At 36.1% G+C, this 12,751-nt stretch carries 7 protein-coding genes; 6 read left to right on the top strand and 1 reads right to left on the bottom strand.

What is annotated here, in order from left to right; translation table 11 throughout:
• Together nusA and infB are read left to right on the top strand one after the other, a co-directional pair.
• Positions 1-1,248 carry a transcription termination factor NusA gene (gene nusA / locus CXF59_RS10750; protein WP_101137784.1) on the top strand — a complete coding sequence of 416 codons (1,248 nt, stop codon included), beginning with the start codon at positions 1-3 and terminating at the stop codon, positions 1,246-1,248.
• 112 nt (positions 1,249-1,360) lie between these two features.
• A complete protein-coding gene (gene infB, locus CXF59_RS10745; RefSeq protein WP_101137783.1) occupies positions 1,361-4,270 on the top strand; it encodes a translation initiation factor IF-2 in 2,910 nt (969 codons plus the stop codon).
• Positions 4,271-5,776: 1,506 nt separating this feature from the next.
• Here the strand turns inward: infB and CXF59_RS10735 are convergent.
• Positions 5,777-6,166: a sporulation protein gene (locus CXF59_RS10735; RefSeq protein ID WP_101137781.1), complete on the bottom strand. Its 390-nt coding sequence runs from the start codon at positions 6,164-6,166 to the stop codon at positions 5,777-5,779.
• 217 nt (positions 6,167-6,383) lie between these two features.
• Here CXF59_RS10735 and CXF59_RS10730 point away from each other — a divergent pair, with 217 nt between their 5' ends.
• Genes CXF59_RS10730 through CXF59_RS10715 form a run of 4 tightly spaced genes read left to right on the top strand, consistent with a single transcriptional unit; the run spans position 6,384 to position 12,746 of the window.
• The gene (locus tag CXF59_RS10730) at positions 6,384-7,703 is read left to right on the top strand and encodes a c-type cytochrome (RefSeq protein WP_101137780.1); all 1,320 of its coding nucleotides are present in this window, start codon (positions 6,384-6,386) and stop codon (positions 7,701-7,703) included.
• A gap of 32 nt (positions 7,704-7,735) precedes the next feature.
• Positions 7,736-10,786 (top strand): TAT-variant-translocated molybdopterin oxidoreductase, encoded by a 3,051-nt coding sequence (locus tag CXF59_RS10725; RefSeq protein WP_101137779.1) that lies wholly within the window; start codon positions 7,736-7,738, stop codon positions 10,784-10,786.
• Positions 10,787-10,825: 39 nt separating this feature from the next.
• Complete coding sequence (nrfD, locus tag CXF59_RS10720; RefSeq protein WP_101137778.1) at positions 10,826-12,229, top strand: NrfD/PsrC family molybdoenzyme membrane anchor subunit; 1,404 nt, start codon at positions 10,826-10,828, stop codon at positions 12,227-12,229.
• Positions 12,222-12,746, top strand: coding sequence for a DUF3341 domain-containing protein (locus CXF59_RS10715; protein WP_101137777.1), 525 nt, complete (start codon positions 12,222-12,224; stop codon positions 12,744-12,746). Before nrfD ends, CXF59_RS10715 begins: the two co-directional genes overlap by 8 nt.
• Positions 12,747-12,751 lie beyond the last annotated feature (5 nt).

Raw genomic sequence — 12,751 nt, 5'->3', positions numbered from 1 at the left:
ATGGAAAATTTAGCATTAATCGATTCATTCTCAGAGTTTAAAGATGATAAACTTATTGATCGTGTAACGCTTATGGCAATTTTGGAAGATGTATTTAGAAATGCATTGAAGAAAAAATACGGTTCAGATGATAATTTCGATATCATTATAAATCCTGATAAAGGAGATATGGAAATTTGGAGACGAAGAGTTATTGTTGCGGACGAAGATTTAGATTTTGAAAACGAAGAAATTACTTTAACAGAGGCAAGAAAGATCGAACCTGATTTTGAAATCGGTGAAGACGTTTCTGAAGAGGTAAAGTTGATAGATTTGGGTAGAAGAGCAATTTTGGCTTTGCGTCAGAATCTAATTTCTAAAATCCACGAACACGATAACACGAATCTTTACAAACAATTTAAAGATATAATCGGTGAGATTTACACTGCTGAAGTGCATCATGTAAGACCTAGAGTTGTTATTCTAGTGGATGATGAGGGGAATGAAATTATTTTGCCAAAAGAGAAACAAATACCAACTGACTTTTTCCGTAAAGGAGATAATGTTCGTGGAATTATTGAAAGCGTTGAATTAAAGGGGAACAAGCCTCAAATCATTATGTCCAGAACAGCAGATGTGTTTTTGGAAAAGTTGTTTGAACAAGAAATTCCTGAAGTATTTGACGGATTGATAATGGTTAAAAATGTGGTAAGAATACCAGGTGAAAAAGCGAAAGTAGCGGTAGATTCTTATGACGATAGAATTGATCCTGTAGGAGCCTGTGTGGGAATGAAAGGATCACGTATTCATGGTATTGTTCGTGAATTAGGAAATGAAAATATAGATGTTATAAATTACACAAGTAACATTCAATTATATATTACAAGAGCACTAAGTCCTGCAAAAGTATCTTCAATCAAGATTAATGAAGAGACTAAAAGAGCAGAGGTGTTTTTAAAATTAGAAGAAGTTTCGAAAGCAATTGGAAGAGGAGGTCACAATATTAAATTAGCTGGTCTATTAACAGGGTATGAGCTTGATGTTATTAGAGAAGGTGATATTGCTACCGGTGAAGATGATGATGTCGAATTGACTGAATTTTCAGATGAAATCGAAAGCTGGGTTATTGAAGAATTTGCGAAAATTGGTTTGGATACGGCAAAAAGTATCTTAAAACAAGAGGTGGACGATTTAGTAAGAAGAACTGACCTAGAAGAGGAAACAATTCTAGATGTAATGAGAATATTGAAAGAAGAGTTTGATAGTTAGTCAATAAATCTTCAACGATAAACATGCCGCTTTACAATTGATTCTTACTCGGTAGATATCGAGTTGGAAGTAAAGCGAGGAATAACAAAAAAGGTAATAATAAAAAGGTTTTATGTCTGAAGAGAGAATTATTAGAATAAACAAAGTTTTAAGGGAATTGAATATTTCTTTGGAAAGAGCTGTGGATTATCTAAAAGATAAAGGGATTGCTATTGAAGCAAATCCAAACACAAAAATTTCTAATGATGTATACGATGTCTTGTGCGGTCAATTTGCGGGTGACAGAGGTAAAAAAGAGGCTTCAAAAGAAGTAGGGGAAGAGAAAAGGAAAGAGAAAGAGGCTTTACGTGTTGAGAGAGAGAAAGAAATCGAAGACAAACGTAAGCACGACGAAGAGATCCTTAAAAAACAGCAAGAAGTTGTAAAAGCGAGAGCTGTTATAGCGGGACCTGTTCAAGTAGGAAAAATTGATCTTAATCCTAAAAAAACTGCTGCTGTTACAGCGCCAGTGGAGCCAGCTCCTGAGGTCCCTCCTGTTGTAGCCGAAAAAACTGAAGCACCTAAAGCTAAAACTTCGACAGAAAAACCAGGTGTTAAAGAAAAGGTTCATGAAAAAGTTGTTGCTGACAAAAAAGAGGTGAAAGCCGTTGTCGAAACAAAGGAACCTGTAAAGGAATCGGTAAAGGAGCCTGCGAAGGAACCAGTAAGAGAAGATAAAAAAGTGGTTGTGTCGGAAGAAAAGCCGGCCGCAAAAACGGAGGAAGCTGCAGCTGAGGAAGCTATCGCAACTCAATATCAGAAATTATCGGGGACAAAATTAACAGGGCAAACTATTGACTTGTCTCAGTTTAATAAACCGAAAAAGAAAAAAGAAGAGCCTAAAATCACTCCAAATAAGCCAGGCGCTGCCGGTGCTGCTGGAGCGGCTAATAAAAATAAACGAAAAAGAATTGCCCCTAAACCCGGCACACCTAGACCTCCCGGAGTTCCTGGTGCACCAAATCCTAATAAGATTACGCCAAATGTTGGCGGTGGTGGTTTTAATGCGAATAGAAGTTCAAGACCTGGATTCGTAAGAGGAAACAGACCTGCAATTGTAGCAAAAGTTGAGCCTACGGAAGAAGAAGTAAAAAACCAAATTCGTGAAACTTTAGAGAAACTTCAAGGTAAAAAAGGAGGGAAATCTAAAGCGGCTAAGTACAGAAGAGACAAAAGGGATACACACCGTCAGAAATCTGATGATGAACAAAGAGCTTTAGACGAAGGAAGTAAAACTATTAAGGTTACTGAGTTCGTAACTGTTGGTGAAATTGCCATTATGATGGATGTGCCAATTACTAAGGTTATCGGTACTTGTATGTCTCTTGGAATCATGGTGACCATGAACCAACGTCTTGATGCAGAAACATTAACAATTGTAGCGGATGAGTTTGGCTATGAAGTTGAATTTATCACTGTTGATATTGAGGATTCTATCGCTGTTGTTGAAGACAGAGAAGAAGATTTAGTTTTCAGAGCGCCTATTGTTACTGTAATGGGGCACGTCGATCACGGTAAAACATCGTTACTGGATTATGTCCGTAAGGAAAATGTGATCGCTGGTGAGTCAGGAGGTATTACCCAGCACATTGGTGCATATGGAGTAACTTTAGATAATGGTCAAAAAATTGCTTTCTTAGATACACCGGGTCACGAGGCGTTTACCGCCATGCGTGCACGTGGTGCTCAAGTAACAGATATTGCGATTATTGTAATTGCTGCGGATGATGATATCATGCCACAAACTAAAGAAGCAATAAGTCATGCTCAGGCAGCGGGTGTGCCGATTATATTTGCTATCAACAAGATAGATAAGCCAAATTCAAATCCTGAAAAAATTAAAGAGAAATTAGCAGGTATGAATTTACTTGTGGAAGACTGGGGTGGTAAATTCCAATCTCATGATATATCTGCAAAAGTAGGTACAGGTGTAAAAGAATTATTGGAAAAGGTTTTATTAGAAGCGGAAGTTTTAGATTTAAAATCGAATCCTAATAAAGAAGCACAAGGAACAGTAGTTGAAGCCTTTTTAGATAAAGGTAAAGGATATGTTTCTACTATATTAGTTCAACATGGTACTCTTAAAGTTGGAGATTATATGTTGGCTGGTAAGCATCACGGTAAAATTAAAGCCATGCATGATGAAAGAGGAAATACGGTTACTGTAGCAGGTCCTTCTACGCCGGTATCGGTGTTAGGTCTTGACGGTGCAGCAACAGCTGGGGATAAGTTTAATGTGTTCGAAGACGAAAAAGAAGCTAAACAAATTGCATCTAAACGTTCTCAATTGATGCGTGAACAATCTGTTCGTACGCAACGTCATATTACATTAGATGAAATTGGACGTAGAATAGCATTAGGTCAGTTTAAAGAATTAAACGTGATCCTTAAGGGAGATGTTGATGGTTCTGTTGAAGCGCTATCTGATTCATTCTCTAAATTATCTACTGAAGAAATTCAAATTAATATTATACACAAAGGTGTTGGAGCGATTACTGAAACTGACGTTATGTTGGCTTCTGCTTCAGATGCAATCATTATTGGATTTAACGTACGTCCTGCAGGTAATGCAAGACAGTTAGCTGATAAAGAAGAAATAGACATCCGTTACTATTCTATTATCTATGCAGCAATCGATGACTTGAAAGATGCAATGGAGGGAATGTTAGCTCCTGAGATGAAAGAAGAGATTCTTGGTACTGCTGAAATTAGAGAGATATTTAAAATCTCTAAAGTAGGATCTATTGCAGGTTGTATGGTTATGGACGGTAAAATATCCAGAAATGCGAAAATCAGAATTATTCGTGACGGTGTTGTGGTTCATGCAGGTGAGCTTAGTGCTTTGAAACGTTTTAAAGACGATGTGAAAGAAGTAGCCAAAGGATATGATTGTGGTATCCAAATTAAAGGTTATAATGACATTGAAGAAAGAGATGTTATTGAAGCATACCATGAAGTAGCAATCAAGAAAAAATTGAAATAGTATTTTAATTTAGATATAAATTTAAAAATCCCGATTCGTCGGGATTTTTTGCATTTTAGAAATAAATTATTTTACTTATGAAAGCACTTGTTATATCATTTTGTCTATTTTTTGTAGGGCAAACTTGCAAAATGTTAGGTACTATTTAATGTCTCTTCATAATGAAGGTGACAGGTAGATTGAAAGTGATTTTTATATTAATAGAATTGTGATGGCAGGCAATGCAATTATGATGTTGGAATTGTTCAAAAATCCACTACTAGTTCTAAGGGCTCTTTTGTGGAATAATTGGGTAGTTTTTTTAGGATAGGTTGAAAAAAAAGAGGTTAAGAAGTTAATATCAATTCGAGTTAATTAATTGTTTGTTGCTGAGTGAGCTTCATAAGATAAATAGACAGGATGCACAACTGTGGTTTGATATATAATTGAAGGAAAAGAAGGTAAGTATTAAATTGTCTGGACTTATACTTCTACAATTTTAGGCGTAGGCGTTGATGTTACTGCAAAACATGATTACCGACTAATTTTAGAAGTCGAAAACTGTATTCGTTAATAGAAAAAGTCTAATGAAATCGAGAGTATAGCCTTTTTATGGAATTCAAATATAGCATTTGGTGTAACAGCAGTTTTGTTTGTGAGTGGAAAAGGAGTTTATTTAAACTAGATGAACCTTAGTTATTTGAGGGTTTTAGATTTTGATGATTATACCAAAACTAAATTTCAGGAGTGGAATTGTTTTTGGAATAGCCATATAAGAAAAGTCGAAGCTAAACTCTTTGGTTTTAGTGACGGCTGAGTAGTCATAGAAAGTCATCATGATATTCAACGGTGAGATATTGTTTCAAAACGGAGGTAATGGTGCGCTATTATTTCGTTAATGATGTAATTGGTAATACAATTGATTTTCCGCAATAAGGAGCTCCTTTGTGTTGTTAGGAATGCTGTTTACGCCGATTGATCGAATTGTTCGTTACGGTACTTCTTGACAGGGTTTTAGGTGTTCCAATTTTTTTGACTAATAAACGCACGAATTACATATTTTCTTTTGATACCGAGTTGTGGAAGGGGTATAAGGGAAGGGGAAGAATAGTCGTTGATAAAATACGTTTAGATAGAAAAATTATTTTGATCTTAAGGAGATTTTTTAAGCTAGCCAGTTTTGTAAAGTATTTTGCAGTTGGTTCTGTTTAGTAGTTGGATACTATAGATTTTTGGACGTGGAGGAATTGGTAGGAATAAGGACAAGATGGTTTTAACGGAAAATTGTAATTATTGATTGATTGTTTGCAAGTCGGTTTCGGAATTATTGATAGAGAGTACATAAAATTCGTGCTAAACAAATTGTTGCTTAATTGACCAGAGGCTTTGCAGTAGTTTTTAAATAGACGCTTACGGTGTTGAGTAAACTAGACATATTTAAAACAAGAAAACCTTGCTATTTAGAGTGGTTTTCTTGTTTTAAAGTAGAGCTGAATTATAGCTAAAGAAATCGTCCTGCCTTGTTTTTTATTTCGCCGGTTTCAGTAAATAAGCATTTTCGTACTTTGTTCTGATTCCAATTAAATTACGTTCCGCCTCTATCCTTGTTCTGAAATTACCGACCCAAACTTTATAGTTAGGAGTGTTAAATACAATAGTGCCGTCAAGATCTTCAAAATCTTGTTTGCAATCGTTTAGTATCTTTTTTGCTTTATCACTGTCACCGCTAAAGACTTGAATTTTGTAGCGCTCACTTACGGAGATTGAGGCATTTGTTTTTCGTTTTTCATTTAATAATTGTTCAAATTTCGCATCTTGAGTAATTGTAATATTACGGTCCTGTGCTTGTGAATTTGTGGATAGTATACTCAGTATGAAGGAGTAGTAAACGAAGGGTTTTATTGTTTTAATTCTCATAACGTAGTGGTTTTTAGACAAAAATAGTGTTTAATGAATGAATGTGAAGTATGATTATTATTTAGAATAGTTATAAATTGGAATTAAGATTATTTTAAGGTTTTTAGAATAGTTTCTAAGTCGTATTTTTGTCGAAGTTTAAAATAACGGATCAGTTTCTCTCTCTATGTTTATAGAGAAAACTGTGCCAATTTTTAGTAGATAATCATTATATTTTATGAAAAAGGTGGGTAACCATAATTCGAACTCAAGGAAACTATTTTTAAGCTTAGCTGTAATGCTGGCTGTTTCCTTAACTTCTGTTGCGCAAGATGCTACTCCAGCAGCCGCAACTGAGGCTCCAGCAGCTACTCAAGGTGGTGACCCGGTTAAGGGTAAAGAACTTTTTAATGCAAATTGTGCCGCATGTCATAAGCTTGATGCTAAAGCGACGGGTCCAATGCTTAGAGGTATTGCTAATAAACATGATATGCCATGGCTTTACAAGTGGATTCATAACAGCGCTGAACTGATAAAATCAGGAGATGCAGCTGCTGTAAAGGTCTATGAGGAGAATAATAAGGTCGCTATGACTGCCTTTCCTACGCTATCGGAAGGTGATATTGATGACATCATTGCTTATACTTCTGAAGAGAAAGCTGTTGCTCCGGCTCCTGTTCCAGGCGCTGCTGTCGCCGGGTCTTCTGATCAAAGTGGAATATCTAATAATATAATTTTAGGTGCTCTAGCTCTTGTTATGGCGATTTTAGTTGTTATGTTGGTTTTGGTAAACAATGTTTTGCGAAAAGTGGCGAAAGTAAACGGTATAGAAGTGGCGCCGAAAACGCCTACTACTCCTATATGGGTTGCGTTTGCTAAAAATCAATTCTTGGTATTGGTAACTGCGATATTTTTACTGTTGGCAAGTGCGTATTTTGTATACGGCTTTTTAATGCAAATAGGTGTTGATCAAGGCTATGAGCCAATTCAACCGATTCATTATTCTCACAGAATTCATGCTGGTGACAATGAGATTAATTGTAAGTATTGTCACTCTTCGGCCAGAGTAAGTAAGCACTCAGGAATTCCTTCTTTGAATGTTTGTATGAACTGTCATAAAAATATTGCTGAAGTTGCTGAAAGTACTGCTACGCCGGAATACAGCAAAGCATTCTACGATGAACAAATCCAGAAGCTATATAAGGCAGTAGGATGGGATCAAACATCTCAGTCTTATACTGGTAAAACGGAACCTGTGAAATGGGTCCGTATTCACAATTTACCTGATTTTGTTTATTTCAATCACTCGCAGCACGTAACTGTTGCTGGAATTGAATGTCAGACATGTCACGGTCCTGTTGAAACGTATGAGATTCAAAAACAATTCGCTCCGTTAACAATGGGTTGGTGTATTAATTGTCACAGAGTGACGAATGTTAAAATGGAAGGGAATGAATATTATACCAAAATTCATGATGAACTTTCTAAAAAATACGGTGTTGACAAGTTAACGGCAGCACAAATGGGTGGATTAGAGTGTGGTAAATGTCACTATTAATCAAATTATTAAGATTTTAATATTTATATAAAATGTCATCAAACAAAAAATACTGGAAAAGTGTTGAAGAACTAGAAAATGGTTCTATTGTTGAGGCGCTTAGAAATAACGAATTTGTTGAAGCAATTCCTACAGAAGAATTTTTAGGAAGTAAAGAGGCGATGTCTTCTTCAACATCACGTCGTGACTTTTTAAAGTACGTTGGATTCAGTACTGCAGCGGCTACGCTAGCTGCTTGTGAGGGTCCAGTTAACAAGTCGATTCCTTATGTATTGCAGCCGGAACAAATCATACCTGGAGTAGCGGATTACTATGCTACTTCTGTTTTTGATGGTTTTGATTTTGCAAACCTACTTGTTAAAACTCGTGAAGGGCGTCCTATTAAAATAGACAATAACACTATTTCAGGAGCTAATTTCACAGCTAATGCAAGAATTCATGCGTCGATACTGTCCTTGTATGATAATATGCGTTTGAAAGAGCCAAAAATTGGAGGGAAAGATTCAACTTGGTCTGCTGTAGATTCAAAAATTAAATCAAGTATACTTGATGCTAAGGCTAAAGGTGGACAAGTAGTATTGTTGACTAATACTTTGGCTAGTCCATCTACTGAAAAATTAATCGGGCAATTTATTGCTGCGAATCCAAACTCGAAACATGTCATTTATGATGCAGTTTCTTCATCTGAAACTTTAGATGCTTTTGAAGCTGTTTACGGTGAAAGAGCTTTAGTGGATTATGATTTTTCAAAAGCATCACTTATAGTTTCTGTAGGTGCAGATTTTCTTGGTGATTGGCAAGGTGGGGGGTATGATTCAGGTTATACTAAAGGTAGAGTTCCTAAAAATGGAAAGATGTCGCGTCATTTTCAGTTAGAAGCAAACATGACTTTGTCTGGTGCTGCTGCTGATAAGCGTTTGCCAATGTCAACTGCAAATCAAAAACAAGCATTAGTACACATATATAATATAGTTACTGGTTCTTCTGTTGCTGTTAATTTAGAAGATAAGTTTAAGTCTGAAGTAACAAAAGCGGCGCAGCAATTAAGATCTGCTGGTTCAAAAGGACTTTTGGTTTCGGGTATTCAAGATAAAAATGCTCAGTTATTAGTTTTGGCTATTAATCAAGTTTTGGCCAGTGAAGCTTTTAGTACTTCTGGGACAAGACAAATAAGAAAAGGATCAGACGAAAAAGTAGCTCAGTTGGTTAAGGATATGAAAGCGGGAAGCGTTCATACTTTGATAATGAGTGGCGTTAATCCAGTTTATACATTAGCAGATACAGCGTCTTTCGTTGAAGGACTTAAAAAAGTGACTACTTCTGTTTCTTTAACTTTAAAAGAACATGAAACGGCTTTGGTTAGTACAATAGCTGCTCCGGTGCCTCATTACTTAGAAGCATGGGGTGATTTGAGTCTTACTAAAGGAACTTATAGTTTAACACAGCCTACCATTCGTCCATTGTTTGATACAAAGCAATTTCAAGATGTTTTAATGTCTTTAAATGGTTTGTCTGGTGCTTATTATGATTATTTAAAAGCAAATTCATCTTCTATTATTTCAGGTGCTACTTGGAATAAAATAGTTCATGATGGTGTTTATGTTGGGGTTACTCAGTCTTTATCTAGTAGTTCTACTGATTTTAATGCTGCTGCAAGTGCATTAGGCAAATCGAAAGCTGTTGCAGGTTTTGAATTGGTATTATATACCAAAACAGGGATGGGTGATGGTCAACAGGCTAATAATCCTTGGTTGCAAGAGTTTCCTGACCCTATCACAAGAGTATCTTGGGATAATTATGTTACTGTTTCAAATGCAGATGCGAAAGCATTGTCAATGTCTAATGAAATCGTTGCTAATGGTGGTCTAAACGGAAGTTATGCTACAATTACTACGGCTGATGGTTTAAAGCTAGATAATGTTCCGGTAATTGTTCAACCAGGTCAGGCAGTTGGTACGATTGGATTGGCTTTGGGTTATGGTCGTAAAGCGGCTTTGAAAGAAGAAATGCAAGTAGGTATAAATGCTTACTCTTTATATAAAGGTTTTAATGATGTACAATCTGTTACATTAGTTAAAGCGGACGGAGATCATGAGTTTGCTTGTGTTCAAGGTCAAAAAACATTAATGGGTCGAGGTGATATTATCAAAGAAACTTCTTTGGAGATATTCAATACTAAAGATGCTAAGTTTTGGAATGAAGTTCCGATGGTATCTTTGAACCATGAGGAAGTAGAAGCTACTAAAGTGGATTTATGGACTTCATTTGATCGTTCTGTCGGACATCACTTTAATCTTTCTATTGACTTGAATGCTTGTACTGGTTGTGGGGCTTGTGTAATTGCTTGTCATGCAGAAAACAATGTTCCTGTAGTAGGGAAATCTGAAATAAGAAGAAGTCGTGATATGCACTGGTTGCGTATTGACAGATATTATTCTTCTGAAAGTACTTTTGAAGGTGATAACGAAAGAAAAGAGAATATTTCTGGTTTATCAAGTTCATTGTCTACGTTTAACGAAATGGAGAAAGCAGGGGATAATCCTCAGGTTTCATTCCAACCTGTAATGTGTCAACATTGTAATCATGCACCATGTGAGACAGTTTGTCCGGTAGCGGCAACATCACATAGCCGTCAAGGTCAAAATCATATGGCATACAACAGATGTGTTGGTACGCGTTATTGCGCTAACAACTGTCCGTATAAAGTACGTCGTTTTAACTGGTTCTTGTATAACAAAAACAGTGAGTTTGATTATCATATGAATGATGATTTAGGTCGTATGGTTTTAAATCCTGATGTGAATGTTCGTTCTCGTGGAGTTATGGAAAAATGTTCTATGTGTATTCAAATGACACAGGCGACTATTTTAAATGCTAAAAGAGAAGGAAGAGAAGTAGTTGATGGAGAATTTCAAACTGCATGTTCAAATGCTTGTTCTAACGGAGCAATGTCTTTTGGGGATGTTAATGATAAGGAAAGTAAGATTACGAAATTAGCAGAAGATGAAAGAATGTATCATTTGCTAGAGCACGTTGGAACAAAACCAAATGTGATTTATCACGTAAAAGTTAGAAATACTTAGTACAAAAAAATTATTAATTAAGAAACAAGATAAAGGATTATGTCGTCTCACTACGAAGCAACCATTAGAAAACCTTTAGTTATAGGTGATAAATCTTATCACGACGTAACAGTTGATGTAGCTGCACCTGTTGAAGGTAAAGCGAACAAACATTGGTGGATTGTATTTTCAATCGCATTAACAGCTTTCCTTTGGGGAATAGCCTGTATAATTTACACCGTATCAACAGGAATTGGAACATGGGGATTAAACAAAACAGTTGGTTGGGCATGGGATATCACAAACTTCGTTTGGTGGGTTGGTATCGGTCATGCAGGAACATTAATTTCCGCGGTATTATTATTATTCCGTCAACGATGGAGAATGGCGATTAACCGTTCTGCAGAAGCAATGACTATTTTCTCCGTTATCCAAGCGGGTTTATTTCCAATTATACATATGGGGCGTCCGTGGTTGGCGTATTGGGTTTTACCTATACCGAATCAATTTGGGTCCTTATGGGTAAATTTTAATTCACCATTACTATGGGATGTATTTGCAATTTCTACATACTTATCTGTTTCATTAGTATTCTGGTGGACTGGATTGTTGCCTGATTTTGCAATGCTTAGAGACAGAGCGATAACTCCTTTTAATAAAAGAGTTTATTCTATACTAAGTTTTGGATGGAGCGGTAGAGCAAAAGATTGGCAACGTTTTGAAGAAGTATCTTTAGTGCTTGCCGGATTAGCTACACCTTTGGTACTTTCCGTGCATACTATCGTATCTATGGATTTTGCTACTTCTGTAATTCCAGGATGGCATACTACTATTTTCCCTCCTTATTTTGTGGCGGGTGCGGTATTCTCAGGATTTGCGATGGTAAACACTCTACTTATTATTATGAGAAAAGTATCTAAACTTGAGGCATATATTACGATTCAGCATATTGAATTGATGAATATTGTAATTATGATTACGGGTTCTATTGTTGGGGTAGCTTACATAACAGAACTTTTTATCGCATGGTATTCTGGTGTTGAATATGAGCAATATGCTTTCTTGAATAGAGCTACCGGACCTTACTGGTGGGCATATTTAATGATGATGTCCTGTAATGTATTGTCGCCACAATTCATGTGGTTTAAAAAATTAAGAACAAGTATCATGTTTTCTTTTGTTTTGTCTATTGTAGTAAACATAGGGATGTGGTTCGAAAGATTTGTAATTATTGTTACTTCTCTACATAGAGATTATTTACCTTCATCATGGACAATGTTTTCACCAACGTTTGTTGACATAGGGATTTTTATAGGAACAATTGGTTTCTTCTTTGTATTATTTTTATTGTACTCTAGAACTTTTCCTGTAATTGCACAAGCAGAGATCAAAACCATATTGAAAGGAACGGGAGATAATTACATAAGAGAAAGAGCAGCTAATAAAGATTTACACCATGAGTAACAAAGTAATATACGCCATTTACAATGACGATGATATATTGATGGATGCGGTTAAACAAACCAGAGCAGCTCATCATCATATTGAAGAAGTTTTTACTCCATTTCCGGTTCACGGTTTGGATAAGGCAATGGGGCTTGCGCCAACTAGACTAGCTATATGTTCATTCATATACGGGTGTATTGGTATTTCATTTGCCACTTGGATGATGAATTATATTATGATCCAAGATTGGCCACAAGATATCGGTGGTAAACCAAGTTTTAGTTATATTGAAAACATGCCGGCATTTGTGCCTATTATGTTTGAGATGACTGTGTTTTTTGCTGCGCATTTAATGGTTATTACTTTTTATATGAGAAGTAGGTTATGGCCGTTTAAGCAAGCTGAGAATCCTGATGTAAGAACAACAGATGATCACTTCTTAATGGAAGTAGCCGTTCATAATAATGAAGAAGAATTAGTTTCTTTCTTTAAAAGTACGGGAGCTGTTGAAGTTAAAGTAATAGAAAAGCATTAATTTAG

The sequence above is a fragment of the Flavobacterium sp. ALD4 genome (assembly GCF_002836475.1).
In the GTDB taxonomy this organism is placed as follows: domain Bacteria; phylum Bacteroidota; class Bacteroidia; order Flavobacteriales; family Flavobacteriaceae; genus Flavobacterium.
This window is presented reverse-complemented; position numbering and strand designations above follow the sequence as displayed.